General features: G+C 44.6%; 37 protein-coding genes and 1 other RNA gene. 7 read left to right on the top strand and 31 right to left on the bottom strand.

Annotated features, from left to right (window positions below; translation table 11 throughout):
* Positions 1-57 precede the first annotated feature (57 nt).
* Positions 58-540 carry a hypothetical protein gene (locus EDC32_RS15555; protein ID WP_132223744.1) on the top strand — a complete coding sequence of 161 codons (483 nt, stop codon included), beginning with the start codon at positions 58-60 and terminating at the stop codon, positions 538-540.
* A gap of 170 nt (positions 541-710) precedes the next feature.
* Positions 711-950, top strand: a complete 240-nt coding sequence (locus tag EDC32_RS15560) for a helix-turn-helix domain-containing protein (RefSeq protein WP_132223747.1) — start codon at positions 711-713, stop codon at positions 948-950.
* A gap of 180 nt (positions 951-1,130) precedes the next feature.
* Here the strand turns inward: EDC32_RS15560 and EDC32_RS15565 are convergent, their stop codons facing one another.
* On the bottom strand, positions 1,131-1,973 hold the full coding sequence (locus EDC32_RS15565; RefSeq protein ID WP_132223750.1) for a recombinase family protein: 843 nt from the start codon (positions 1,971-1,973) through the stop codon (positions 1,131-1,133).
* Positions 1,974-2,165: 192 nt separating this feature from the next.
* Between EDC32_RS15565 and EDC32_RS15570 the strand changes: the two genes are divergently transcribed.
* Positions 2,166-2,438, top strand: coding sequence for a hypothetical protein (locus tag EDC32_RS15570; protein ID WP_132223753.1), 273 nt, complete (start codon positions 2,166-2,168; stop codon positions 2,436-2,438).
* A gap of 275 nt (positions 2,439-2,713) precedes the next feature.
* Here the strand turns inward: EDC32_RS15570 and EDC32_RS15575 are convergent, their stop codons facing one another.
* The 14 genes from EDC32_RS15575 to EDC32_RS15640 all read right to left on the bottom strand — a co-directional run bounded on the left by EDC32_RS15575 (position 2,714) and on the right by EDC32_RS15640 (position 10,381).
* Complete coding sequence (locus EDC32_RS15575) at positions 2,714-3,154, bottom strand: sigma-70 family RNA polymerase sigma factor (protein ID WP_132223756.1); 441 nt, start codon at positions 3,152-3,154, stop codon at positions 2,714-2,716.
* Positions 3,155-3,169: 15 nt separating this feature from the next.
* Positions 3,170-3,403, bottom strand: a complete 234-nt coding sequence (locus EDC32_RS15580; protein WP_132223759.1) for a hypothetical protein — start codon at positions 3,401-3,403, stop codon at positions 3,170-3,172.
* A 304-nt stretch (positions 3,404-3,707) separates the two neighbouring features.
* Positions 3,708-3,944 (bottom strand): hypothetical protein, encoded by a 237-nt coding sequence (locus EDC32_RS15585; protein WP_132223762.1) that lies wholly within the window; start codon positions 3,942-3,944, stop codon positions 3,708-3,710.
* Positions 3,922-4,527: an HNH endonuclease gene (locus tag EDC32_RS15590; protein WP_132223765.1), complete on the bottom strand. Its 606-nt coding sequence runs from the start codon at positions 4,525-4,527 to the stop codon at positions 3,922-3,924. The genes EDC32_RS15585 and EDC32_RS15590 overlap by 23 nt, the downstream gene beginning before the upstream one ends.
* Complete coding sequence (locus tag EDC32_RS15595) at positions 4,524-5,621, bottom strand: DNA cytosine methyltransferase (protein ID WP_132223767.1); 1,098 nt, start codon at positions 5,619-5,621, stop codon at positions 4,524-4,526. The genes EDC32_RS15590 and EDC32_RS15595 overlap by 4 nt, the downstream gene beginning before the upstream one ends.
* Positions 5,622-5,880: 259 nt before the next feature.
* Positions 5,881-6,108, bottom strand: coding sequence for a hypothetical protein (locus tag EDC32_RS15600; RefSeq protein ID WP_132223770.1), 228 nt, complete (start codon positions 6,106-6,108; stop codon positions 5,881-5,883).
* A 76-nt stretch (positions 6,109-6,184) separates the two neighbouring features.
* Entirely contained in the window at positions 6,185-6,460 is a 276-nt protein-coding gene (locus EDC32_RS15605; protein ID WP_132223773.1) for a hypothetical protein, read from the bottom strand.
* The gene (locus EDC32_RS15610) at positions 6,461-7,324 is read right to left on the bottom strand and encodes an ATP-binding protein (RefSeq protein ID WP_132223776.1); all 864 of its coding nucleotides are present in this window, start codon (positions 7,322-7,324) and stop codon (positions 6,461-6,463) included.
* On the bottom strand, positions 7,260-8,240 hold the full coding sequence (locus tag EDC32_RS16550) for a replication protein (protein ID WP_211341944.1): 981 nt from the start codon (positions 8,238-8,240) through the stop codon (positions 7,260-7,262). Before EDC32_RS16550 ends, EDC32_RS15610 begins: the two co-directional genes overlap by 65 nt.
* Before the next feature lie 43 nt (positions 8,241-8,283).
* Positions 8,284-8,526: a hypothetical protein gene (locus tag EDC32_RS15620; RefSeq protein WP_132223779.1), complete on the bottom strand. Its 243-nt coding sequence runs from the start codon at positions 8,524-8,526 to the stop codon at positions 8,284-8,286.
* 31 nt (positions 8,527-8,557) lie between these two features.
* The gene (locus tag EDC32_RS15625) at positions 8,558-8,893 is read right to left on the bottom strand and encodes a hypothetical protein (protein ID WP_132223782.1); all 336 of its coding nucleotides are present in this window, start codon (positions 8,891-8,893) and stop codon (positions 8,558-8,560) included.
* A complete protein-coding gene (locus tag EDC32_RS15630; RefSeq protein ID WP_132223785.1) occupies positions 8,893-9,849 on the bottom strand; it encodes a hypothetical protein in 957 nt (318 codons plus the stop codon). The genes EDC32_RS15625 and EDC32_RS15630 overlap by 1 nt, the downstream gene beginning before the upstream one ends.
* A gap of 81 nt (positions 9,850-9,930) precedes the next feature.
* Positions 9,931-10,110, bottom strand: coding sequence for a hypothetical protein (locus tag EDC32_RS15635; protein ID WP_132223788.1), 180 nt, complete (start codon positions 10,108-10,110; stop codon positions 9,931-9,933).
* A gap of 31 nt (positions 10,111-10,141) precedes the next feature.
* Complete coding sequence (locus tag EDC32_RS15640; protein WP_425460180.1) at positions 10,142-10,381, bottom strand: helix-turn-helix transcriptional regulator; 240 nt, start codon at positions 10,379-10,381, stop codon at positions 10,142-10,144.
* A gap of 212 nt (positions 10,382-10,593) precedes the next feature.
* On the opposite strand from EDC32_RS15640, the gene EDC32_RS15645 reads away from it, so the two are divergent.
* Together EDC32_RS15645 and EDC32_RS15650 are read left to right on the top strand one after the other, a co-directional pair.
* Positions 10,594-11,004 carry a helix-turn-helix domain-containing protein gene (locus EDC32_RS15645; RefSeq protein WP_132223791.1) on the top strand — a complete coding sequence of 137 codons (411 nt, stop codon included), beginning with the start codon at positions 10,594-10,596 and terminating at the stop codon, positions 11,002-11,004.
* Positions 11,005-11,598: 594 nt separating this feature from the next.
* Positions 11,599-12,903 carry a tetratricopeptide repeat protein gene (locus EDC32_RS15650; protein ID WP_132223794.1) on the top strand — a complete coding sequence of 435 codons (1,305 nt, stop codon included), beginning with the start codon at positions 11,599-11,601 and terminating at the stop codon, positions 12,901-12,903.
* Between the two features lie 160 nt (positions 12,904-13,063).
* On the opposite strand, the gene EDC32_RS16470 is transcribed toward EDC32_RS15650, so the two are convergent.
* The 13 genes from EDC32_RS16470 to EDC32_RS15700 form a co-directional block, all read right to left on the bottom strand.
* Entirely contained in the window at positions 13,064-13,207 is a 144-nt protein-coding gene (locus EDC32_RS16470; RefSeq protein WP_158283414.1) for a hypothetical protein, read from the bottom strand.
* A gap of 54 nt (positions 13,208-13,261) precedes the next feature.
* A complete protein-coding gene (locus EDC32_RS15655) occupies positions 13,262-13,564 on the bottom strand; it encodes a hypothetical protein (RefSeq protein ID WP_132223797.1) in 303 nt (100 codons plus the stop codon).
* Between the two features lie 52 nt (positions 13,565-13,616).
* On the bottom strand, positions 13,617-13,952 hold the full coding sequence (locus EDC32_RS15660; RefSeq protein ID WP_132223800.1) for a hypothetical protein: 336 nt from the start codon (positions 13,950-13,952) through the stop codon (positions 13,617-13,619).
* An 89-nt stretch (positions 13,953-14,041) separates the two neighbouring features.
* Positions 14,042-14,380, bottom strand: a complete 339-nt coding sequence (locus tag EDC32_RS15665; RefSeq protein WP_132223803.1) for a hypothetical protein — start codon at positions 14,378-14,380, stop codon at positions 14,042-14,044.
* 125 nt (positions 14,381-14,505) lie between these two features.
* On the bottom strand, positions 14,506-15,384 hold the full coding sequence (locus EDC32_RS15670) for a replication-relaxation family protein (RefSeq protein ID WP_158283415.1): 879 nt from the start codon (positions 15,382-15,384) through the stop codon (positions 14,506-14,508).
* Between the two features lie 12 nt (positions 15,385-15,396).
* Positions 15,397-17,886 (bottom strand): type IV secretory system conjugative DNA transfer family protein, encoded by a 2,490-nt coding sequence (locus EDC32_RS15675; RefSeq protein ID WP_132223809.1) that lies wholly within the window; start codon positions 17,884-17,886, stop codon positions 15,397-15,399.
* Positions 17,887-17,941: 55 nt separating this feature from the next.
* Positions 17,942-18,006: hammerhead ribozyme type II (locus tag EDC32_RS15680), an RNA gene on the bottom strand.
* 1 nt (position 18,007) lies between these two features.
* Positions 18,008-18,178 (bottom strand): hypothetical protein, encoded by a 171-nt coding sequence (locus tag EDC32_RS16475; RefSeq protein WP_158283416.1) that lies wholly within the window; start codon positions 18,176-18,178, stop codon positions 18,008-18,010.
* A 35-nt stretch (positions 18,179-18,213) separates the two neighbouring features.
* Positions 18,214-18,351 (bottom strand): hypothetical protein, encoded by a 138-nt coding sequence (locus EDC32_RS16480; protein ID WP_158283417.1) that lies wholly within the window; start codon positions 18,349-18,351, stop codon positions 18,214-18,216.
* Positions 18,339-18,596: a hypothetical protein gene (locus EDC32_RS15685; protein ID WP_132223812.1), complete on the bottom strand. Its 258-nt coding sequence runs from the start codon at positions 18,594-18,596 to the stop codon at positions 18,339-18,341. The genes EDC32_RS16480 and EDC32_RS15685 overlap by 13 nt, the downstream gene beginning before the upstream one ends.
* Positions 18,597-18,598: 2 nt before the next feature.
* Positions 18,599-18,859 (bottom strand): hypothetical protein, encoded by a 261-nt coding sequence (locus EDC32_RS15690; RefSeq protein ID WP_132223815.1) that lies wholly within the window; start codon positions 18,857-18,859, stop codon positions 18,599-18,601.
* 112 nt (positions 18,860-18,971) lie between these two features.
* The gene (locus tag EDC32_RS15695; RefSeq protein WP_132223818.1) at positions 18,972-19,169 is read right to left on the bottom strand and encodes a hypothetical protein; all 198 of its coding nucleotides are present in this window, start codon (positions 19,167-19,169) and stop codon (positions 18,972-18,974) included.
* A 62-nt stretch (positions 19,170-19,231) separates the two neighbouring features.
* Complete coding sequence (locus tag EDC32_RS15700) at positions 19,232-19,513, bottom strand: helix-turn-helix domain-containing protein (protein WP_132223821.1); 282 nt, start codon at positions 19,511-19,513, stop codon at positions 19,232-19,234.
* Between the two features lie 152 nt (positions 19,514-19,665).
* Between EDC32_RS15700 and EDC32_RS16485 the strand changes: the two genes are divergently transcribed.
* On the top strand, positions 19,666-20,352 hold the full coding sequence (locus EDC32_RS16485) for a helix-turn-helix domain-containing protein (protein WP_158283418.1): 687 nt from the start codon (positions 19,666-19,668) through the stop codon (positions 20,350-20,352).
* A 17-nt stretch (positions 20,353-20,369) separates the two neighbouring features.
* Positions 20,370-21,086 carry a bifunctional diaminohydroxyphosphoribosylaminopyrimidine deaminase/5-amino-6-(5-phosphoribosylamino)uracil reductase RibD gene (gene ribD, locus EDC32_RS15710; protein ID WP_132223824.1) on the top strand — a complete coding sequence of 239 codons (717 nt, stop codon included), beginning with the start codon at positions 20,370-20,372 and terminating at the stop codon, positions 21,084-21,086.
* A gap of 65 nt (positions 21,087-21,151) precedes the next feature.
* Here ribD and EDC32_RS15715 read toward each other — a convergent pair whose 3' ends face one another.
* The 3 genes from EDC32_RS15715 to EDC32_RS15720 all read right to left on the bottom strand — a co-directional run bounded on the left by EDC32_RS15715 (position 21,152) and on the right by EDC32_RS15720 (position 22,845).
* Entirely contained in the window at positions 21,152-21,445 is a 294-nt protein-coding gene (locus EDC32_RS15715) for a type II toxin-antitoxin system PemK/MazF family toxin (protein ID WP_246026976.1), read from the bottom strand.
* A gap of 16 nt (positions 21,446-21,461) precedes the next feature.
* Entirely contained in the window at positions 21,462-21,650 is a 189-nt protein-coding gene (locus EDC32_RS16490; protein ID WP_158283420.1) for a hypothetical protein, read from the bottom strand.
* Positions 21,651-21,855: 205 nt separating this feature from the next.
* Positions 21,856-22,845: a hypothetical protein gene (locus tag EDC32_RS15720; RefSeq protein WP_132223829.1), complete on the bottom strand. Its 990-nt coding sequence runs from the start codon at positions 22,843-22,845 to the stop codon at positions 21,856-21,858.
* Positions 22,846-23,086 lie beyond the last annotated feature (241 nt).

The raw sequence follows: 23,086 nt of genomic DNA on the forward strand, positions 1-23,086 counted from the left end.
CATTTCGGGCATTTATACTCTTTCAACATACCAATCATCTCCTTAAGGGGTGTTTGTGTGAATTCGCTTGACTCCTTTCTGCAAGGAATCAAACCAGCCTATCTGTCCAGCCAATACCAACCTGACGACATTGATACACTCATACAGTCTAACTACCCGCACGTTCTCTGTAGCGGCAACCATTTATTTTTCCAAAACGAGTCACTCAAAGCCAAATACCTCGCCGATATGCGCGGCGTCGCAGAAGGTACTTGGGAGGATGTGTTCATTTTAGGCGTTACACTTGGTTATCCGCCCCTAGCGGCTCGTTTTTTCGCTGATGCGGTTTTTAACGAGTCGCTTGATGAGAAACGTGCGTTTTTTCATTACGCCGGCCTGTCTTTTGCCGGCAGTGTTGAAGATGACATGAAGATCGCTTCTTGGCTCTGGCTCAATATCAACTATCCGGCATCCCCGGTCGAGATCAGCTACCGAGGCGATACATATCATCTTCAACCTCATGAAATCTTGCCTCAAACAACGGATCGTGCTATACTGTAGCCGAAATCTTGAACATATGCTTGCGTGAAGCCGGAGGGATGCGACCCCTTCGGCTTTTTCGTTATCGGTATCGGCTACACTTTCAGTATATTATGAACAAACCCTAATGTCAACAAATAGTTGAATGATTCAACTATTAGTTCTATAATGACCTTGAAAGGGGATAATATATGTCATATCAACACGACCGAATCCCAAACATCGAAATGATATTGCTGAAACGGAAGCAGAAAGGCCTACCCCACAGCGTTGATTGGCTCGCGACAGAACTTGGTGTATCAAGATCAGTCGTTTACATGTGGATCAAAGGCGAGAAACACCCAAAAGCGACTAACATGTTTCACTTGGCTGATCTTCTGGATTGCACCTTAGATGAGTTATATCCAAAAAAGGCCGACATCATTAAATAAAGCCGTCCTGTGCGGGCGGCTTTATCACGTTCATAGAGGGGGCTAGAAGGCCGTCTGAGCGACGAAAAATCGTTCCGAGTATCTTAATAGCCCCCTTGCTTTTCGATTTTGAGTTTTTACAAGTCATTTTCCATTTGCTGGGTAGATGGCACCAAAATTGGTCTTCGCTCCCTCTACCCCTTATCGGGCGACCCGCTTTTTATTCTTATCCAGCAGCGCCTGCACCTTACCAAACGTTACAGGGTTGATGATTGGCTCGTGAAGCCCCTTCCGCTCAACATCCCCATGCCTAACGATACCCTTGTAAAACTCATTTGTGAGAATGTTTCTGATCGACATGGGGCCAAACTCTTTGCCGCGATTGGTCTTATAACCCTCCTCATCCAAGAAAGCCTTGACCTTGTGGATCGACTTCAATTCAAGATACTTTTTGAAGATCAACTCAACCAATGGCGCTTTCTCCTGATCGATATCAACAAAAGGCTTTCCTTCCGCCGTATGCACCCATTTATAACCCAAAGGACATAGGCCGCAACCCTTCGTACCAGATTTGGCTTTTGTCCGTCTTCCTTTGGCCAACTTCATGCTGATAGACAATCTTTCATATTGATCCAACAGCTCCATCATGCCGTGGATCAAAAAATCATTTGGGTCTTTCTTATGGATGCTGTACGTGGGTTGCTCAATCGATTTAACATCCACACCAAACCGCTTCAATTCCTTATGAACGATAACCTTTACAATATCGCTCCGCCATAAACGGGAGGTATTCAAAACAACAACATAGTCAATCTTGGTTTCAGCGATAGCCGCTAACATATCTTGGAACCCTTCTCGATCCACTTCCATGTATTGCTCATCGGCTTTGGCTCCGCTGATCCCCTCATCTTTGAAGATCTCCAACAGGGTCAATTTGTTATCTTTACAGTATTTTTTAATCGCTTCGATCTGCGTCTCCAACCCATACCCTTTATCGGCTTGCGTCTCTGTCGATACCCTTACATAACCAAAAACCCTTGTCATTATTGGTTCATCCCTTTGTTTTTGTATAATGTTAATCCATTATATTTATTGTACAATATTGCATTTTATTTGTAAATTCTTATGGATAATATTATACAAAAATACGCGTATAAGCAGGTTTTGCAAAGGGTAATAGCGAATTTATCTTGTGTGACTTGAATGGAATGATTACTTTAAGAAAGGGTGCATCTCATGAGAGACCAAAAGGGGAAGCAACTACCTTATGAACAACTAAACCCGACAGCAATTGGAATTATTCTCATCAATTTGGTTTTAGCCAGCAATCAATTAGGCCACAAAAACCTCCGTGGTAGTGTTGGCTATGTCGAATACAACCCAGAAGAAGATGTCAACATGGACTTTATCAAAGATATATTGACCAAAAAGACTCCTGAAGTTATTGATAAATGGTTCGGCGATCCAATACAAGCAAGTAAAATCATTAGCAAAAGAATAGGTTTATGAAAACAAAGCCCGCTGAGACGGTTTTTTTACATAGAAAAAGCACCGGTGACTGGCCGGTGCTTTTTTAGGGATAGTGTACCTCGACGAAAATAGATAGAGCTTGTACCGATGAAGGGATCATTTGGTTTGTTACTTACTATCATTTTATGATCAAACTTAACAAGAATCCGATCAAGAACCGATCAAATTCCGATCACACTTCCAAACAGGAGTAGTATTAGATTTTTTTATGTAGAAGCTATTACCCCAAATAAAAAAAGCAGTGTTTCACCTCCTCATTTCAGATTTAGGATAAGTGCCAATTTGTTGATCGCTCTTGCCTTAATACGCCTGCATGTCGCCTCACTGATTTTCAGTTGACTACACACGATCACCTGAGGTAACCCATCGAAGTATGTTTTCTCAATCACCCCCCGCTCATCTGGATCAAGCGCATCCAGCGCCTTCTCAATCCGCCGCACCCACAATTGCTTTTCCCATCGTTCAGCCCGTTTGATTCCGTATCGCTCGGTAGAAGAGGTAGAAGAACTGAAACCACCTCCACCCCCGAAATTTTCCTCGCCGTACACGGGGACACAGGACGGGAACAGGTCAATCATCTCCCGATCCTCGATTGATTCCTTTAGATATGGATAATCGCGTAACCATTTCTCGACTTCTTTTCTATACTGAGGTTTTGTCCATCTCTTCGTCGTTGGTTGTTTAGCCGCTCCCATCCTGCATCCCTCCGTTTAGATAGCTTGTTTGGCTCTGCGTTGCTTCATCTCTTCCCTAACAGCCTGCCGAATAGACATAACTACTTTTTCTGGATCTCGCGGAAAATGCCGCAGGCTTGCGTAATCAGCCAACATCCTGCCGGCAATACCGGTCTTTTCCCCCATATCTTCCCAACGCCAACCCATTGCCTTTTTGATTGAACGGATGTAAAATGCCAACTCGCTTTTGGTGATCTCGGTATATTCCATCTCCAGTACCTCCCACATTTTTTTAAGTGCTCCGCGGACTACAAATCCTACACGTTGATATGACACCCCTACCTCCGCCGCGATCTCCCGTGTTCCCATCGGGCGCCGGTGTTTCTAAAATCCCGATTGACAGTGAAGCGAACTAAACCTAAACCCTCCTCACATAACCGTAGCCGTTCAAGACTTGTCATCCCGCTCACCTCTCGGATGTGATAGAATAATACCGTTGTGGTTTTGCTTGAGGCCCCCCGGTGTGTTATCACCGAAGGGGCTTTTTTCTTTTCGTCTGAGATACCACCACCGCCTACGCCGTTTCGCCTTTTTGGAGAGAACCTTCACCCTTCTTCGCCTCCCTATCTTGGAACACAATCGCCAACCATTCGTTTTTAATGACTATCCTCGCCGGCCTCTCATTGTCCTCAACATCCAATTGATCAATCAGGTTCTTCAACGCCACCTTGCAAGCAGATGCAGTAGCGTTCTTTGGAAGTTGAACTCTCCTGAATCTTGGGTCGCGCTTAACCTTCGCTGACATTGCCATGCTGCTCCACCTCCATTTGTTTAGCGATCTCATAAATCACATTGACCGTGACCGAATTCCCCGCCTGAAAATGTTTTCTCACCTTTTGGAACTCTTCGGTTAAACAATATTTTCCGTCTTTAAACCCAATAACGCCGCTATCTATCAAATCCTTTAGCAACCATTCAACACTCCAGTGTGCAATCTTGTGTTCCTTTGAACCCTTGCATAAATAGAGATTTTCCGGTCGATTATCTTTCTTGTCTCCATTTATATGGTGTATTTGTTCTCCCTCTTTAGGTAGCCGTCCTAACATCTGTTCCATAACTAAAGTGTGTTCAAATACATATCCTTGTTTATCTGCTCTGGGGTGTTCAGGCTTCCAGATACCTATATATCCATCACCTTTATCAATTCGGCCACCTTTCCATTGATGATGGTTTTCGCCTGCGCACCTTCGTATTTTTACCCCTCTTCGTTTCAAAACTCTAGTGACAGAAGTGACATGCAACCCTAATGATTCTGCTATCTTTCTGGCTGACTCTCCATTTTGATAACGCTGAACCATTTCGATTTGAATTTCTTCAGGAAATTGAGCACTCATTTCACAATCTCCATCCTTTTAGCTATTTCAAAAATGACAGGTACACTCACCGAATTTCCGGCCTGTTTGTAAAGTTGCGAATCCGATACGCCCGCTTCCTTCGCACGATCAAATGCCCAGTCAGGAAACCCTTGAAGTCTCCAACACTCTCGTGGGGTGAGCTTACGAATACGATAACCGTCATAAATACCGTGTATATCTTGAGTTGTCAGCGTGAACATTGGTTCATCTGGTTCTTTCATCCGCCGGCCATTCTGCGTCTTTTTAATTCGGCCAGGATCATTAATCGCTCTAACTAAAACCCCTGTCCGTTGTCCATGATTGTCTAATCCTTTTGCATAATTCGCATCAATACAAGTTGCCGCATCTCGTCTCACAATCTGTTGGCCTTGCTTTGTTACTAGGATTTTAGGTTCTTGCCGCCCGCCTTGCATCGTGGTAAGTGTTGGAGCTAATCCTGACGGATCATAGACCCTATTCCATTGATCCTTACCAGGTAAAGCTAACCTGCCAGCGAGCTTGCAATGAGTTTCTGCGCTTTCTCGTCCGATAGGAAATACTTTTCGTGTACCTCGTCCTCTAAGATGTCCGACAATGAACACTCGCTCTCGGTTTTGGGGGACTCCGAAATCTTTGCTGTTAAGCACTTGCCATTCCGCATCATACCCCAGCTCATCCAACGTTTGGAGGATGATTTCGAATGTTCGCCCTTTGTCGTGGTTGAGCAATCCTTTGACGTTTTCAAGGAATAGATACTTAGGTTTGAGAATAGATGCGAACCTTGCAATTTCAAAAAAGAGTGTACCTCGTGTATCGCTGAATCCTCCTCGCTTTCCCGCCACTGAGAAAGCTTGACACGGAAATCCTCCACAGATGATGTCAATTGGTCCTCGTTCTCTTCCAAGTAATCGAATATCGTCATCTGATACGCTGGTGATGTCATGAGCTGTCCACTCTCCCTCTGGTTGATGAATCGCCTCGTAAGATTTACGGGCGTGTTTGTCGATCTCGACCCATCCGACCGCCTTATGACCTGCTGCCTCCATCCCTAACCGAAACCCGCCTATTCCTGAGAAGAGGTCAAGCACTCGCATGCTGCTCACTCCTTATTTGGTTGATACAACCCACATGCATCAAAACGACGATCGTGCTTCCCCCTCAACCTCCAATGCTCCTTGTTTCTCAGTAGACACTGGCCAGTTTCCTGATCGAAGTGCTTACACGGCTTCTGCCCCTTCCGCGTCACCCCACACCCTGCTCCGTTCCAGGTGAGGCCATACTTGCGGACCATTGGGTTAGTGTTGACTTCGTAATCTTCTTTGCCAATTGCGAATAGATCCATTTGCTTGGCTATCACGACGCATCCCCTCCCCAATCAGTCACTGTCACCACGCCTTTTGGTCTAAACGGTATCACCTCTGCCAGCTTCGGCGGCTGTACTTGTTCCACTTGCTTCATCTCCCGCCGCTCCCTGGCACGTTGCCGCGCTCGCTCCCGTGTTTCTTGCTTCTTCTGCCGCGCTACCTCCTCCAACACTTCCGGAAACAATTCAAGCTGTTCGCCGTGTCGTGGATCAATCATGATGCCTCATCCTCCCAAAATCGCTCATATTGTCGCTGAAACTCCGTCGGTGCCTCTGATCTGGTGATGATTTCAATCATCCCCGCCGCCTCCTTCCGTAGATCCCTCCTGGTCGCTCGGGTAAATTTCCTTTCTCCCACTGGTCCATGATGTAGATGACAACCTCTATCTCTGGCCGTTTCAACACTTTGGCTATTTCTTGATAACCCAATCCCATCTCCCAAGCCCGTTGCAGTTCTTCAAGATCACGCGGATGATGCCAGCCGAAATTGCAGTTTAAGCATGCGATATAGTTAGGTTGAATCTCCGGTAAAAACTTGGCGGGACCTTTTTTCTTAGGCTGTGCGCTCATTTAGATCACCTCTTGTAAGGCTTTCAGCCGTTGTTGGAGTTTGTACTCGCGGTATGATGACTCAGCCTGGAAGCGGATGGGCAACGCACTCCCCACGATCCGATCAAACGCCCGCCCATCCGGGTCCAGCTCGCGGCCATCCTTATCCCGTGACAGCCATTCGCGCAATCGCTTGAAATCAAGGTTGCTGGTGAAGTTGGTGATTTTCCCTTTCCGTCCGTCCAAGATGTCATAGAGTACACCAAACTCGTATTCTGATAGCGGCTTGAGTCCGATCTCATCCAATGTCAAGATTTCGCATTGCATCGCCGCATTGATGTAATCAAAATCGCTTTTTTGGCTGTTTGATCCGAACGTACTTTTTAACTTTCTGAACAGCAGATTGACATTAATAAAAACTGATGCGTAACCCTGGCCAAGCAATTGATGATGGATAGAGGCAGCCAGGTGGCTTTTTCCGTTACCCACGGGGCCGAACAGATACAACCCCGCGTCCTGCTCCTTGAACTTCTCAACAAACATTTTGGCGATTTTATAGCCGTTCTCTGTTCCTGTCCGTTGTTCAAAGTTCGTGAATGATGCCCGTTTCAACTCATCATCCATCAACCCGTCACCGTATAGGCGCAAGATCCGCGCCCGCTTCTCCGCCAGCTCCCTTTCTCTCTCTTCTCGAAAAAACTTTTCTTTCACGCAATTGCATACAGGGAGAGGGCGGAAAGGACGGCCCATCAAGGTGAGATTCAGACGTTTAATTTCTTTTCGGCAAACCAGGCAACAATGGGCGCCGTTCATCGGATCATCAGATGTAATATTTGGCGTATTCATCAGGTTCGTTGGATTCATCGCTTGTCGGAAGGACATCATTTTGCATTTCCCCCTCTGTTAATGCTTTGGACTTGTTCTTCAAGATCAACAATCCACGGTTGGCTTCATGCTCTTTTGTGTTCCGCATAATCCCGAGCGTGTATTCTTCTTTCTTGTCATCATGCTTTTCAACGTGTGTCCACATGGCGTATGTGATAACTGCTTGAGAAAATTTGCTCCACTTTTCCCATTCTGTTTGGATAATGTTTTTAGAGATCCGCCCATTCTTTCTTGTGAGCCGTAAGCAATCAATGTACTTAACCAACAATTTTCTATTTACAGACAACGGGTTGGAAGCCATTTGGCTTTCAACAAAGGTCTCGATGTCTTTGGGAGAGCAGAGATTTTCATTTACTCGCTTTTCCCGGGTGTTATCTTTTTTTTCTTTTTGTTTTTCTTTTTGTTTTTCTTTTTGTTTTTCTTTTTCTTTTTCTTTTTGCCCCCGTATCGTCGACGTATCGTCTGACGTATCGTCTGACGTATCGTCTGACGTATCGTCCAAGTGCGCTAAATACAAGGATTTCAACCGTTCATTAGCAACTTTTTGGGCAACCAATTTGACCAAAGTTTTGTCTTTAACCTCACGTAATTCTTTGTTGATGCAATCTTCGATCGGCTTTCCGCCGCGATTGAGATTATATTTCCCCCAGTTCAGCAGCGCGATCTCCCGCGTTTCCGGGTTGTACTTGATGACTTTATGATAGTTTTCAAAGCGATCAATCAATGCGTTCGCGCTTTCGATGGAATAACCCATGTCAAAGGCAATTTGTTTCTTAGTGATTGGATAAATACCAATCTGCGTTGTGTTTGGGTTGGTCAGAAGGTACAGGTAAAAATACCTGTCCTCCGGCGTCATCTCTTCAACAACTCGTGCGTCTTGCCAGAATGAAACTTGTACGTGTCGATATACTGCCATTGCATAACCTCCCAGGAAGGCGGCCAGCTCGACCGCCGTTGTCTTAGAATGTCTCTGTTTCCGTCTCTCTGAAGTCCGCCAGGACTCTTCCGTCTGCTCCGTAATAGACCATTTCCCAAGTCGGATGAAAAACGTCTGGCCTCTTCTCTCCATCCAGTCGAACTCGGATATAGGTTTTGTAAGCGGCCGTGACTGTTCCCGTCCCTTTGGGTGTTCTTACCTTCATCCCGCGTTTGATGAAGTCCAAGCCGTAGAAACTTTTCACGTAACTCAAACTGTATCCCACGTTAACCCGCTCCTTTGTATTGGAAGGGGCGTCAAGCCGCCCCGTTGTTTTTCATCCGTTCCGCTACCGCCAGACACTTTTTACAGGTGACTCGCTCGCGTTTGGAGGCTTCCACGTCCCGCTCGCTCATGTTCAGCATCTGGTGAGCAAAGGGATTTTTGATCTCAGCCCCGCAAAGGAATTCTCCCCTGGTCCGCCCTCCCCAATCTTCCATCAGGAGAATGTGGCCGATCTTTCCGCCGATCAGACCCCCAGTCCGCTTGCTGATCCCCGTCACCGTTGTTGCCCGTTTCCACTTGACCGGAATGGGAAGCGATTCATTGAATCGAATCGCTTCGGCCAGTTTGAACAGATTGAGTGCGTTCATTACGCGACCCCCTCGCCTAATAATTTCATGATTTCGTCGTCCGTTGGGTCGCTTGTGTCTGGTTGTTGTTGGTCGATTTTGGCCTTGACTGCGTCGTCAATGGCTTGTTTAATTTCTTCATTGGTTGCGCTCTCTAAGAAATCTGCAATGACCTTGAACTCTTCATCGGCCACTTCTTTTCGGCTCTCCTTACCGGTAAATCCGAACACAAGGGCTTTTTGTACCTTCTCTTTCAGACCTCGTTTGGCGGCGATTGCGAAGAATCGGCCACGCTGGTTGACTGATCTTGTTTCTTGCGGCTTTTGATTTTGTTCGGCCAGCTCCTTGTATGCATTCAGTTCTCCGTTGCCTTGTTTCTGCGCCGAGGGCTTTTTGCGCGGCAGTTGCTTATTGCCAGCTCCTTGCTTCGGTTGTTGGCGATTTTGGTATTGTCGCTGTGCTTCCGCATATGCCCCTGTTTCCTGAGCTTCGGCGCTGAAATAGTCTTCATCCAACGTCCCTTCAAAGGCTTTCCGCCCGATCCCTAGCATAGCCGCCGCTTTTTTGAATGCGTTGCCATATGCACCTTTCCGTGCGTCTGTGTCGTTCAGTGCATCGTGCCCGCCGTAATTAGTCCCTGTGGCTAGGACTTCAAACACGTTTTGCCCATCGATAAAATGCCAATTTCCAATTTCTATGGTCATCCGGCAAGTTCGTCGGTACATAGCACCTGATTTGATCTCACGCATCTCTGGTTCATCCATTTCCTCAATTGCCCGCCAATGGCCTGGGACCACTTCGTTAAGCCGATTGACCACATACTGATAACCATACCCCGTTGCGTCGTATCCTTTTTTACTGGTTTGTCTGTCTACATGCTGGATTGCTTCGATAGGTAGTGGCTTAGACAGCTCTTGGATGATCTCTGGTAGATTCTCATAAGTGATGCGTCCTTTGATCGGGAATTCAATTGTCATTTGTGCATCGCTCCTCGTGTGGTTTCCGCTCACTTGCGGGACAGGGAAACCATGTGTTATGCTGTGTGTACGTTTAATTTTTTAAGCTTTTTTTCTTAGGCTCACCACGGCGGCCACCGGGGTGGGCCTTTCGCGTTCTTGGAACATTTGACGGCGGACCAGCTCCGAGATGGTGAGCCATCCGCAGAGGCGACCTTGCTTGTTGTGGATTGCGAATTTTAACACTCCGCGATCCACAACGCCCGCTACTCGATTGCGCATCGGTTTCACCTCCTTTCAATAAGGAAAAATTCTATCCAGTTTTCTTGATACAAAAAGTATCACCGTTTTGCTGAGAGAGATCCGGGAACAGCTCACGGTGACTAACACCGAAGAATTCCTCAAACTTAAACATAAGTTTCCTTCCCGGATCATTAACCCCATTCTCGATTTTCTTCACCCAAACCTCAGAAATGCCAAGTTTTTGAGCTAGTTCTTTTTGTGTAAGCTTTCGTTTTTTGCGTTCTTCCTTTAAGCGTAAGCGGATTCGCATGTTCTCACCTCCTTCGTTCGGATACAAAACGTATCCCTCACACTTTTTATTATACGGATACATTTTGTATCCGTCAACAGTTATTTTTCGTATCAAATAAAATTGAACCCCCTCTACAATTGATAAACGATTTCACATGATACAAAAGTTAGCATATAATAGGGCTTAGAAACACAAACTGTTATTGAGACCGGATATAGGAGGGCATTTGAATGCTCGGCAATCGTTTAAGACAGCTTAGAGGGAAACGTACTCAATCCGAAGTAGCGAAAACACTTGGGATTACTCGCGCTCGATATTCTCATTATGAAAACGGGAGAAATGAACCTGATACAGAAATGCTACAAAAAATAGCCGACTATTATGGGGTTAGCATAGACTACTTATTAGGAGGTGACGAAAGCCAAACAAGCGACAAAAACACAAAGAAAGCAGACCTTGTGGATCTGCTCGAAGAGATTAAAAAACGCCCCTATGTAATCGATCCAAAAACGGGCGAGGCGAAATACATTCCCAAAGAACGATTAAAAATCATCACCGATCTTATTGAAGGCTACTTGCGAGAAGAAGGCATTCTACCGGATGACAACGGCAACGGCGAGGATTGTGCAGGCAGTTTGTAACCCTGGTTTTCGTTTCCCAAAGCGAGGGCCAGGACTCTTTCTTTTACGGAATCATTTATATTTATTTCATTCAGACAAGTCTCGTTTCCGTCGATAATCAAACCAATCAAATAATGAAATCGTTCTTGCTCAGTTCTAAAGCCTACGGTGTTGTTGCGCGTGCGGCGTTTTTTCGCATATTCCATGTGCTGCATCACCTCGGGGCTTTTTTATTATAGCATACAATCGAACATACATTCTGATACAAAACTTTACATAAAACCCTTTCGTATCATTTCCCAATTTTCTTGCATTTGCAATCACTATCCATATTTTAACCACCAAAATACTATGTGATCAAATTTATTTTCCAAAAATTACATTCGATTTTCTTCAATGAAATTAAAATTCGCCGATTTTGGTGAAAAATCGCAGTCAAAAATCACCGAAAACAGCTTTAAATCATGTTCTAGTCACGAATAATACGGGTAAAAGAAAGTTCTCAAGTGAAAATTGACAGCGAATTTCGGTCAAAAAATCATATTGTGACAGTTTTTCCGTTGAAGAATTTGTCCGCATTTTTTCGATATCATAAGAGAGAAGGTTGACTGAGGAATGACACAATCAAAATATCGGGAGGTTGTCCAATACCTAGAGCGGCAAAGGAAAACGCGGAATTTGAAGGTGGAGGAGCTGGCCTGTGAAGGTCTTTCTCCAAGCACGATCAGAAGAATCTTTGGCCTGAAATCTTTTTTAAAGGAAGAAAAACTGCGTCTGTTGTGTCGGCAGTTTGGATACCAATTAGAAGAAGTCGCCCAAATTCTTGGCTATGAGGACTTGAACAAGCTTCGTCAAAAGCTTGAAGAAATAGAGTCCGATATTGAAACGAAGATTGATTTGGAGCAAAGCATATTGGAATTAGAAGAGATTAAACAAAATATTGATACCGATCATCTCTATGCCCAAGTCCTCTGTTATCTCAAGGCCAAAGCTTATTTTTATGCCGGTCCTCAATACTATGACCAGTCTGAAAAAGAAGCACTTAACGCGATTAGTGTAGCGGAAAAGCACGAATCGAACGCGATGAATATCATTAGCTGCGCGCGCAATATTCTCAGCAATATTTATTACAAGACAAAGGGTTTAAAATCTGCATATGACGAAATCGTCAAGGCTGTTGATTTGTTTGATCTGGAAGGCGAGCGCATGGATGTCTATTTCCTTTCCCTTATGAATAAGGCATCATACTTAGAAAAGTTGGATCGAATCAGGGAAGCTGAGGATATCTTATCTTATCTCATCGAAAACATCTCTCAGATAACAAAAGCATGGAGACAAGCAAATATATACGAGCAGCAAGCCCGTGTAAAAAAAGAAAATCGCCAATACAAAGAAGCTTTGGAATATATCCGTTTAGGGGAGAAGATTGCAGTCGATAACAGTCTTTACGACCGTGTTTTTGAACTGAGGATTGTAAAGGCCAATATCTTTGAGCAACAAGGTGAGTTTGATGACGCCATCAGTATGTACAAACGTGCGCTCAAGCTACAAACGAAACTTCCTGAAAAGTCCCCGCTTCTTTTGACTGGTTATACCTACCTAGGTGATCTGCATCGCCGAAAGCGAGAATTTGACGAGGCAAAAAGATACTTGGCCATGGCTTTGAATATCAAATATGAAAGCCATCGATATGTGCATGCGTTAGAAGCATATGCACGACTTTGTATCGATCAGGATCAACTTGGTCAAGCCGTGAATCCTTTAAAGGAAGCGTTGAAACTTTCTGCCGCTCAGGGATTGAAAAAGAAAGAGCAAGAGATATGTTTGTTGTTGGCCCAATGCTATGAGTTCACTGACCAAACACAATTTTTAAAGTATCAACATCTGTACTATCGGCTTGGGCTAGAGGCGCAAAAATAAGGGGGATATTATGAAAAAGATCATCCTATCACTCATTATCGTACTTTCAATCATGATGCCTATTCACTCGATTACTTCCGCTCCGACTACAGTGGATGCGTCGGAACCAGATTGTTGTTAAACAAAAAAGCCAGCTACATCACATCCGATGGGCTGGCTTTTACTTTTTCTCCTCCAACTGCTTCAACTGCCGCTTGAGCGCTGCAACAAGCCGCTTTTCCAACTTTGTCAACTCTCCGTTTTGGTAGCGCGCCAAGTCATCCCTGATTAGCGCTATCTTTTGTTCCAAAGTTTGTTGTGACAATACTATCCCTCCTCTAAGACTAAGCCAACCACATCATGGCGATGGGCTGGCTTCTTATTGTTCGTTCGCTTTTTTTTCAAGTTTGCGCACGCGCTTATCAGTGTAGTTCTGACGTTCCTCCAACAAACGGATACGCTGATCAAGAAGGTCGCTTTTCTCTGAAAACTCAACTTGATTCTCCAAAATATCCTCCGCTGACAAACGCACCACACGCTTCACATCTTCCAGCTCCGTCTCAATACGGTCGAAGCGTTGATCTATTTTGTTGAAACGTTCGGCTACCTCTTGACGAAACAATCGGTTCTCTTCTTCCATGTCATTCAGCTTGGTAAGGATTTGATTCAGGATTTCTTCCATCGGTCAGCCTCCTTCTCTCCCAGTATAGCAACAATTTCCAATGATATAAAGCTCATCTCCCTCGGCAAAATAGCATCCAGAAGCGCCCGCCCACAACCAACGCGATCCCCAAGACATCAATCCACCAGGGTAAGAGCTGACCATCCGTAAACGCATATAAAAATACGCCCCACACCAGCGGATATGTAAATGTCCTGGCAGTGTACATGAAACGGAAAATCAGCAATGTTGTTAGCAACGCGACTGAAGCAAAGTCGGCGATTTGCAATGAGTACATCTTGTAGATGCCAAACCACAAAACGAACGGTTCCACATATGTAAGGATGGCCAGCCAAAAGGCATTCTCACGTGCCTGTGATGATTCTTGAAAGGTTACATTGATTCTCATTAGCTCACCTCCGTGCCTATCATACCAATTTTTCATACAGTTTTGAATATAGTCACCTCAAAAACGAAAAAAGCCTAAACCGCAATGGCTCAGGCTTTTTTGAAACCTAATTTTGCAAACGCTTTGCCAACTAAGGCTAAGACAATCGGGATCAAGATGATATACCAAAACATCAAAGTAACCGCCGCGGCATAGGCAGCTCCCACGCTGATCCAAAACAATTTGTGGTGCTTGAACCGAAATTCTTTTCCCTGCTTGCTCTCGAAGACATACTCCTCTGATCCAATATTAAGAACCGATTTCATGTGCCGATCCCCTCTGATGATGCTGGCCAGAACAATTACCAAGTAAACCAACACCACGCACGTAGTACCAACGAGCGTCAGGCACGCCCATTTTATGCTCGTGTCAATTGCACTTGTCATCATGCAAATCGCGCCCCCAATTATTTAATGAAAAGATGAAAAACAAAAAACAAAGGTAATCTATGAATTAGTCGCCATCAAAAATCTAGCTTTTGCCCTTTACCTGCACGCGTTTTGCGATTCCTACGCTATGCATAAGAATGTTTAAGGGAACATGTAGTAGCTTTTGTAAGGGGACTTGTAGAGGAACATGCATCATATTTTTGACCTAAAAAAAAGCGTGTCTCTTCCCCTTCTACAAAGAAAAACATGTCAGGTGGAGGATTTTTCATGTCCTGAAACTCCGGTTCTTTCTTGATGTCCTCAAGCCATGACTTCATGTCCCTCACCCGACTGTCCGATGTTGTTACCCACACAATCGGTTTTCGGGATCTCGAACGCTCCCCCAACTGGTTAAACGCCCGGTAGTATTGTCGCACCTTTCCTTTTATCCTGTTCGGCCCCTCGCTTCTGGTGTCAAACTCTCCCCACCAGCCTTCCTTGCCATTCTCAATAAAAAAGTCAGGTTTGGGCATCCCTTTACATTTCTCTTGACGGAACTTCCGATCTTCCCACTCTTCTCCGTAAGCGACTTGCCATGGATAAAGAAAAAGCTCTGTTGCATCATTGGTGTTATAGAATCTCAAATTGTTAAACGCTTCCTCTCTTCCCATGGCAGCTAGGAGTCTAACTAAAATATCTGTCATCCCGCGATAATGCCGCTTCTGTGCATCACTTCGTTCGTAATACTTTCTGTCTTCTTCCAACCAACCCATCACCCAATCCCAACCGGCAGGCCCAAGTTGATACATCTTGGGGCCCCGATTAAACGGGGCTGATAGTGAAATGAAATGTTTCTCTTCCTTGTTCTTTTTGTTCAACTTGGAAATAGCCTGGTCGATCGTGTAGACAGACAGATTAAGTAGCTTTGACAATTGATGTCGATCTGCCATCCCCAAATAGTAAACAACCAACATCAGTTTCTCTTGGGTTTCAAGCTCTTCATTACTAAGCGTTTCAATAACCATCATTTTCACTCCTTAAAATGTAAGCTCGACTGGCTCTTTTTTCTTTTCCTTTCTGTCTTTCGACTGAGTGATTGCTAACATTAATTCCAGATCAGATTTGATGCTCTTACGCACCTCTTCTTTAGGACGGCCAAACACTGTGTTTTGATACTTGGTCAAATCGACAGTCCGATAAGTGGGTAAGCGCTGATCTGGCGGTTCCAACATTCTGGCCATGAACACATGACTTTTCTTTCCATAAGCAATTTTGAAAATAGCACAGTATTGCATAGAACTCAGGGAAAGAAAATCCTTAACATCGTAAGGATCAAGCATCTCTTTAATATCCTCAAAAGTGTCCTTTCCGCCCTTCAACATAATCAAGTTGCAACCACTATCCTTCATCGATTGGATAATCTCCGTTTTTTTCTTTCCAGCCTTTTCAAGCGACGACCAACCGTGAAAGGTGAAAAAATACCGTACTCGATATTTCCTCGGTTCCTTAAAAATGTCGCCAAACATTTTCTTTACTGCTTCTTGATCGATAATTTGATGTAACTCGTCAACAATCACAAGGCATTCACGCCGCTTTTCTTCAGGGATGATTTCCCTTAACTCCATCATTCGCCATGTTTTTAAAAAGTAATGGGCAAACAAGAATTTCCGCAAATGTTTACCTAATTTTTTGGGGATATACACCAACACTAAATAGGCTCCATCCTCATCTCCGTTCATCCAACGCCAGAAATCAATTTCTTCATGAACCGGTTGGGAAATACAATCAAACCATGGGGTGTTGTTCATTATCTGCAAAAGATGGTTATCAATTGTCTCGTGTACAAGGCTCTTTTCGTCCTTTAGTCTTCGATCATCTTTAATGAGATTGAACCGTAAAACCGGGTGTTTTTCCTCAAGTTGTTGAATAACCTCCGCTCGGTATTTTTCATCGGTAATAATACGTAATGCGTCCAACATAGTCCCTTTCCCTACTGTGTAACTCGCTTGTAAAGCATTTTTATAGTAACGATCAATGGCAATGGTACTGGATCTATCCTCAAGGCTATCCAACAAAAGCTCTGTTTCAGTTTGGGCGATGATAAATTCAGCACCTTCATGCCCTTGTTGTCTGCTTAACCTCAATACATCGTGCCAGCTAACGGGTATAGGCCGATTTGTATCAAAGTGATTGAGAATCTTAACACGGTCCATGAGCCAGTTCGGAATGAGGTTTAGGATAGAAGAAATCATTTTGCCGTCAGCTACATCAAACACCACGGCTGAACGCGCTTTCTTTCTCCACTCTTTCTGATCCTTCGCTTTTACACAAAACGTTTCAATCACCTGATTAACAATCTGAACTGTTTTCCCTGCTCCCATTTGACCAGGACTAATAACCGGCGTCGAATAATCATCTAATGCCTGTTTTCTTATATGCGCTGGACCACTTGGAGAGAACGGAATTGAAACGATCTCATTGGTAACCATATCTCTTGCAAATGCAATATCTCCAATCCTGTTAGTATACATAGCCTCAGGTGGTTTAGATTTTTGCAAGGTCTCAGAGTAAAAAAACTCATCCTCAACATCCGGCAACAACAGGAACTTACTCAGTTCCGCCTGGTAAAAACACAATGTCGGCAAATTGTAGTGAATTCGCCCTTTCGCCACTTTGGATAGGTCCGGCTTCACTTTGACAACTTCCAGCCGGTTCTCACCTTGGAGCTCCGTCACCAGTTTCTGCAATTCCGTTTCAAATCGTTTCGCTTTATCCTCACTGTCCGTCCATAAGAGGAACAAGGCTTCCACCAACATGAACCGGTTCTTCTCGGAAGATAATTTGCGATCTGTATATGGCTGCTTATTTTCTTTCTTTGGCAACAGCTTCTTGATCTGCTGAAGTGCTACCCGATGCTTTTCTTTGATCTTCTCTTCGCCGTCATACCAAAAGTCATATATTGCCTTTGCGGCAGACTTTGCACCGATTTTGGTATAATGCCACACCTTTGCTTTGGTTGTCGTCAACCCTAAGCGAGCATCTACCAGCTCATCCCGTTTTGCTTGCTGGTCTTCGATCTCTTTCACTGTGAGGCTGTACATGAGCTGATCTTTTCCAACCGATCGAAATAGGTTTTTGAATTTGGTTGATCCGTCCAGATCAACGGCCAAATGGTGATAGCCTTTGATAGCGAACGTATATAAATTCGTGTCATGTAACTCCAGATGGTCTTCCTCCATGCGAAAATCGCCAATGTCTTGTTCAAATGCCTTCTCTAATCGGTATTTTAGAAGCTGATCCTTATCTTTTGGCAGATTGACATAAGCGTGGATCTTGCCGTCACGCTTGTTCACAAGTTTCAGGCTGAACTGCGGAACGTCTCGGTATTCTTGCTCGCCGGTCGAATTGACGACCTTTCTACCAGCTCCCTTCTCGATAAATTTCTGGTTCAAGTTGGCCAGCTCAGTGATGATTCTCAGCCATTCTTGCTTATCCTTTTGTGTCTTCTCCCGATCTTGGATCGGCACGATCCGGAAGCAATTTGACGGAAAATAACGTACTCTCACCATTCATCCCTCCTTTAATTGGCTAGCTCATCAGCGAGCAGCCGCCACACTGCTCGGACGGGGGGCAACCCCGTTTCGCTTTTCAATAGAGTTGATGCCACCCAGTGACTCGGTACCCTTCCTCTTCAACTTCCTTCTTTGCGTCGCCAAATGTTTTATAAATGTCGTCCTGAATCTCAACTGTCTTGGTGATTGTAGCTGGTTGACCGCCAACCTTTCGTACAAAAAACTTGAACGTAATCATTCTCGCCATTGTTCTGCCTCCTCCTTAGAAAAAAGAGGACTATATCAGTCCTCTTTGTATAAGTCCTCGTCCACTTCGATCTTCTCTTTTTGGGTAAGGCGTTTTTTGTCTAACACCGTGGCTGTGACCCAAATGATACCAATAGCCACTAAGCCAACCACAAACGGCATTATGATATCCACTTTTCTACCTCCTCCAATACCTTTTTTTCAGCTCCTTGCACTGGATGGGAAAGTTTTATATATCCGTATGGCAGGCCGATCACCAGCGCAATCGCCAGCATATAGCTCAAGATCGTTTTGTTGAGACCGCGCCAATCTTGTTTGATCGAATGGCGCACAATCACTCCGATGAGGATGAACGTAAACACCTGACACTCTACTAACAACGTGATGGACATATAAAACATTGAAGTCAATATGTCCATTGTTAGTTCCCCACGCTTTTGGTAATTTCGCCAGAAACCATTTTCACAACAGCGTCAACCGGAGACACTATTGATTCTCCAAGATTAGACGCGATTTTAGTAAGTCCCGGTGCTGCTCCCAAAAAGAAACAAACTATTAGAAATGCTTTTACTTCTTTTTTGACTTCTTTTCCTGACAGATACGCGCTGACGCTTTTCCAGATAGCCGCAATCAGGACTACTGTCAGGCTTAGGTAGATCATTTTCGCAACCAAGGCATCCATCTTTCCACACTCCTTTTGATCCAATTTGAAACCGACTCACAAGCCAGACTTGTGATCGTAACGAGCGGCGCGACAAAGACAGCGAGAAACAACAGTAGACTTGCTGTCTTGATCATTGTTTCTCCAGCTCCGTGACCGGTTTGCCGTTCAGGTCAATCCCCAATTGCGGGTATGCAACCATGACTTCTTTCAGGTTGATCACCCCCGACAGGCACCGGAGAACGGCCACCGACTTGCGAACATCCGGTTTCTCGGCAAAATTAACATGTCCAGTCACTTTCCAAGTGCCCACACGATATGTTTTTCCCATCGTTACCCCTCCTGTGGTATCATGGGAACCAGCCAGTATTTCGCTGGTTCTGAGATGAGAGCTTACCGCTGAGCTGTCCAGGCCTGCGCGGTAGGCTCTTTCTGCTTTGAACTTCGGCAAGTTGAGCAAAGATCAACTTCGACTCCAAAAAGAATCTTGATTAACTTGTAAATATCCAGCTCAAGAACTCTTGCTATGGCGGGAAGTTGATCGACTTTCATCCGAACTTCTCCAGATTCAATTCTGGAATAGCCACCGGCTGTTTTTAAACCAAGTTCATTGGCCATTTCCAGTAAAGTCACTTTTTTTTGAATTCTATATCTGGATAACTCCTTTAAATTCAAGAGCTCAACCTCCTTCCTGAAATTTGATGTTTACTCAAGTTGTTAATTCAATGATATTTGATGTTTAATCAAACGTCAACTAAAAATTTGAACTATAATCAAATTTGTAATAAGATGTACTTGAATAATTTGTGAAGAAAATGGGGGTTAACATGGATTTTTCAGCAAGGCTAAAAAGCCTTAGGAAACGAAAAAAGCTAACCCAAGCAGATTTGGCAAAGCACTTAGGCATAGACAACACAACTATCTCTAAGTGGGAAAAAGGGGTCTATGAGCCTAACATAGAGACTCTCAAAGAGCTTGCTAATTTTTTTGGGGTCTCTGCTGATTGGCTTCTGGGTGGGGAGTTCCAATCAACCCGCCGTGGGTTCGGAAGAGATCATAGCAACAAAGCTACTAAAAAATATATTGATCTCCGGTTGCTCAACACTTTAGAAGATGCACCAGAAGAAGTACGCAGGGAATTGCAATCACCAGTATTGCTATATCAAGTACTACAACTGAGGGATAATGTGCCAATCACCATATCCACATCCTATTTACCTGACTCTTTACCACTTGAGGAGTTATCGAAAATTTTGGAAGGAGTGAAACAGAACCCTACGCTCAGCCTGTATAAAACTCTAGAGTCGTTTGGGAGAAAGCCGATCTCTTGTGAAGAAACCATAGCCGTGGACAGACCTTCAAAAGAAGAAGTTGAATTATTAAACATGCCTGAGGGGGTTCCTGTCGCGCGAATCATAAGGAGAACTTTTGATGCATCCAGTAAGCTGGTAGAGTATTGCCTGCTTACCAGCCGGACGGATATGTATAAGTTTGTTTATCGATTCACTTTGTAAAAAGGGAGGACTTACAGATGGAACGTGATCAACAAATCGCTTTGGAATATCACAAGCGAACACAAATGCCATTTGTTACTTTGAAGACAGCGATGACACTGGATGGCAAGATTGCCACCTCAACTGGTGATAGTAAGTGGGTGACAAATGAACTTTCGAGAGAAAATGTTCACCGCATGCGTAATTGGATGGATGGTATCATGGTTGGGATCGGAACAGTTTTAAAGGATCGACCCAGTTTAACAACCCGCTTGCCAGAAGGCGGTGGGAAAAGTCCAACCCGCATTGTAGCTGACAGTCTGTTACGTATTCCAATAGATACGCCGTTGGTGACAACGGCAAAAGAAGTTCCGACCTGGGTATTTTGCGCCGATAGAGCAGACACAGAGAAGGAAAAACAACTCTTGGAGTACGGAGTGAAAGTGATACGAACAGGTAGCGGTCCTCATGTTGATCTTAAAAAAGCAATGAAGTATTTAGGCGAAAACGGAATTTCATCTGTTTTGCTTGAGGGTGGCGGGCAACTCAACTGGTCGATGTTGGAGGCAGGACTGGTTCAGAAAGTAGTTACCTTCATTGCACCCAAATTACTTGGTGGCAAGGAAAGTATTACTCCAATTTCAGGTCAGGGATTTGAACGAATGGGATTAGCTGTTCCATTGAAAGATGTCACCATCCAACGCTTTGGAGAAGATATTTGCATCAGCGGGTATCTTTCTAACTCCCTCGATTGACAGCGGTTATTGCCGCTGTTTTTGTTTTTTCACAAAAAAAAGCCGGCCACTGGCCAGCCGATCACTCAAAATAGCTTATCCAATTTTCTTTTAATACGGCTCCAATCCTTTGATCGAAGGCCATCAATCCAGCGGATAAAGTGTCTCTTGTGAACATTCTGTACTTTTGCGATACGTGCGACTGTCGGTACCGGTAGTCCGTATATGGACCACTCCAACAGTAGCACATCATAGTCATTGCGTGCAGCTTGGGACGTACAAGGGACAATGATGATATCTTGATCCATCGTCGCCCGATTCCCGACGATGATCACGGGGCGCGCCTTATATACCCACATCCCTCTATCTTCAAATGCCACACGTGTCAACCAGATGTCACCTTGATAAAAGTTTCGCATATATATCATCGCCCGCAAACCAGTCTTCTTTCGGGATAATATGAGCATCTGGTTTCCGAGTTGATTGCGGTGAAATATATTTTCGCTGAGACAATTTCCGCCTCAGCGCCTCTGCACGTCCGGTTTGTACATTGCGTATTGCCTTACGGCTCACGCGTTTGATCATCGCACATCCCTCCTACTTCCAGTATAAGGATTTTACGCGAATTCTACACCCCTGGATTTCCCGCGAACAAAGTCTACCCTCCTACACACATCACTAGATACCCCTGAGAGCTAACCAGAGGCTGTATAAGCGACGAAAATGGCGAGGGGGTATACTTATATCAAAACGACCATTTTTGTCGCTACAGACGAAAATTTCGCGTCTTTTACTTAGCAAGCAATCGCTCGTTCATCCTCCGCAACGTCTCTTTGATTGCTGCTTGCTTTTTGGCCAGCTCTTCCTCTGATAGTGGCAACTCGTTCGTCTCGCCAGGCTCTTGCCCCTCTTGTAGCGATTTGGGGAGATCGGAACGATCCTGTCTAATCATTTTTTTGACCTTGGGAGCATTGAAGTTTCTCCATCCATCAGAGATGAACCAAACAATCTGTGGCGCATCATGGTATCCGCTGTTTATGTACTTCTCCGCTAACTTTTTCATCTTGTCAAAAGAACCAATCGCAGCCAATGCTTCTTGATACTTTTGGTAATGCTTATCGTGTTTCTTTATATCCTGACCGCCATTGTTTATGAACAAGATTCTTAATTGGAGATACTGGGCATCATCATCATAATTCTTAGTTTGATTAGATATAGATAAAGTACTTATTGATAGTCCTGCGAAACCAGGATGCTGGTTTTCAGGATGCTGAAAACCGGAAACCTGCTCGGAGCCTTGAGAATCCTCTGGTTTGCCATTTTGGGAAACCTGCTCAACCCCTTGATTTTTCTCTGGTTGCCTGTTTTGGGAAACCTGCTTTTTCATTCCCTTGATTTCTTTTGCGGCGACAGTGATATCTATTAACTCATCATCCTGGTGTTCTTGCTCATACTTTTCCCATAGATCCAGATCGATGTGGAGATCCTTTGTTGTCGGGTACTTCACCGGTTCCTCATAAACAAAGAATTCATAGTCCTTTACTTTACCGCCTTGCCGGAAGGCCACGCGGACGATGTACCCCGCTTCTTTGAGTTCATTGATCCCAGACCGCACCGACTTTTCCCCGTCTGTTTTGCTGGAGATGATGTGGCTCATCTGGAACTCCCAGCCATCCGGCTTCCCAACGAAGTAGGTCATGAGACCGGTCGCTTTCCACGACAACCGCGGATCTTCAACCGGCTTCCGATCAATCATGATGAACGGGTTTTTCCGTTTCATTACTCTTCCTCTTTGGTCAGCAATGCTCATAAAAATATCCTCCCCATTTCGCGCTCCTGCGTTTGGGAGGATATTGCACCAGTCATTCCGCTTTACTTACAAAATTCGCAATTTTCCCCGATTGTACGCTAAAAAAACATGGTTGATTTTTATATTCACCATCAGTACAATAGGGATGAAGTTGAATTTGCGGATGAGAAGGTGCGTCCTCCCTAAAGTTTGGCGACGGCAGGGAACGCAT

This window comes from Laceyella sacchari, from assembly GCF_004343255.1.
Classification (GTDB): Bacteria; Bacillota; Bacilli; order Thermoactinomycetales; family Thermoactinomycetaceae; genus Laceyella; species Laceyella sacchari.

Bases quoted from the DNA above. Each gene is read 5' to 3' on its own strand.
- EDC32_RS15600 (WP_132223770.1), bottom strand. From the start codon at position 6,108: ATGATTGATCCACGACACGGCGAACAGCTTGAATTGTTTCCGGAAGTG.
- EDC32_RS15720 (WP_132223829.1), bottom strand. From the start codon at position 22,845: ATGAAACGGAAAAACCCGTTCATCATGATTGATCGGAAGCCGGTTGAA.
- EDC32_RS16550 (WP_211341944.1), bottom strand. From the start codon at position 8,240: ATGGCAGTATATCGACACGTACAAGTTTCATTCTGGCAAGACGCACGA.
- EDC32_RS15695 (WP_132223818.1), bottom strand. From the start codon at position 19,169: ATGGGAAAAACATATCGTGTGGGCACTTGGAAAGTGACTGGACATGTT.
- EDC32_RS15595 (WP_132223767.1), bottom strand. From the start codon at position 5,621: ATGCGAGTGCTTGACCTCTTCTCAGGAATAGGCGGGTTTCGGTTAGGG.
- EDC32_RS15650 (WP_132223794.1), top strand. From the start codon at position 11,599: ATGACACAATCAAAATATCGGGAGGTTGTCCAATACCTAGAGCGGCAA.
- EDC32_RS15645 (WP_132223791.1), top strand. From the start codon at position 10,594: ATGCTCGGCAATCGTTTAAGACAGCTTAGAGGGAAACGTACTCAATCC.
- EDC32_RS15630 (WP_132223785.1), bottom strand. From the start codon at position 9,849: ATGACAATTGAATTCCCGATCAAAGGACGCATCACTTATGAGAATCTA.
- EDC32_RS15575 (WP_132223756.1), bottom strand. From the start codon at position 3,154: ATGGGAGCGGCTAAACAACCAACGACGAAGAGATGGACAAAACCTCAG.
- EDC32_RS15580 (WP_132223759.1), bottom strand. From the start codon at position 3,403: ATGGAATATACCGAGATCACCAAAAGCGAGTTGGCATTTTACATCCGT.
- EDC32_RS15685 (WP_132223812.1), bottom strand. From the start codon at position 18,596: ATGGACATATTGACTTCAATGTTTTATATGTCCATCACGTTGTTAGTA.
- EDC32_RS15605 (WP_132223773.1), bottom strand. From the start codon at position 6,460: ATGAGCGCACAGCCTAAGAAAAAAGGTCCCGCCAAGTTTTTACCGGAG.
- EDC32_RS15655 (WP_132223797.1), bottom strand. From the start codon at position 13,564: ATGGAAGAAATCCTGAATCAAATCCTTACCAAGCTGAATGACATGGAA.
- EDC32_RS16490 (WP_158283420.1), bottom strand. From the start codon at position 21,650: ATGATCAAACGCGTGAGCCGTAAGGCAATACGCAATGTACAAACCGGA.
- EDC32_RS15635 (WP_132223788.1), bottom strand. From the start codon at position 10,110: ATGCGCAATCGAGTAGCGGGCGTTGTGGATCGCGGAGTGTTAAAATTC.
- EDC32_RS15610 (WP_132223776.1), bottom strand. From the start codon at position 7,324: ATGATGTCCTTCCGACAAGCGATGAATCCAACGAACCTGATGAATACG.
- EDC32_RS15585 (WP_132223762.1), bottom strand. From the start codon at position 3,944: ATGGCAATGTCAGCGAAGGTTAAGCGCGACCCAAGATTCAGGAGAGTT.
- EDC32_RS15565 (WP_132223750.1), bottom strand. From the start codon at position 1,973: ATGACAAGGGTTTTTGGTTATGTAAGGGTATCGACAGAGACGCAAGCC.
- EDC32_RS15670 (WP_158283415.1), bottom strand. From the start codon at position 15,384: ATGGTTATTGAAACGCTTAGTAATGAAGAGCTTGAAACCCAAGAGAAA.
- EDC32_RS15660 (WP_132223800.1), bottom strand. From the start codon at position 13,952: ATGAGAATCAATGTAACCTTTCAAGAATCATCACAGGCACGTGAGAAT.
- EDC32_RS16485 (WP_158283418.1), top strand. From the start codon at position 19,666: ATGGATTTTTCAGCAAGGCTAAAAAGCCTTAGGAAACGAAAAAAGCTA.
- EDC32_RS15665 (WP_132223803.1), bottom strand. From the start codon at position 14,380: ATGATGACAAGTGCAATTGACACGAGCATAAAATGGGCGTGCCTGACG.
- EDC32_RS15640 (WP_425460180.1), bottom strand. From the start codon at position 10,381: ATGCGAATCCGCTTACGCTTAAAGGAAGAACGCAAAAAACGAAAGCTT.
- ribD (WP_132223824.1), top strand. From the start codon at position 20,370: ATGGAACGTGATCAACAAATCGCTTTGGAATATCACAAGCGAACACAA.
- EDC32_RS15570 (WP_132223753.1), top strand. From the start codon at position 2,166: ATGAGAGACCAAAAGGGGAAGCAACTACCTTATGAACAACTAAACCCG.
- EDC32_RS15560 (WP_132223747.1), top strand. From the start codon at position 711: ATGTCATATCAACACGACCGAATCCCAAACATCGAAATGATATTGCTG.
- EDC32_RS15690 (WP_132223815.1), bottom strand. From the start codon at position 18,859: ATGGATGCCTTGGTTGCGAAAATGATCTACCTAAGCCTGACAGTAGTC.
- EDC32_RS15590 (WP_132223765.1), bottom strand. From the start codon at position 4,527: ATGAGTGCTCAATTTCCTGAAGAAATTCAAATCGAAATGGTTCAGCGT.
- EDC32_RS15625 (WP_132223782.1), bottom strand. From the start codon at position 8,893: ATGAACGCACTCAATCTGTTCAAACTGGCCGAAGCGATTCGATTCAAT.
- EDC32_RS16475 (WP_158283416.1), bottom strand. From the start codon at position 18,178: ATGGCGAGAATGATTACGTTCAAGTTTTTTGTACGAAAGGTTGGCGGT.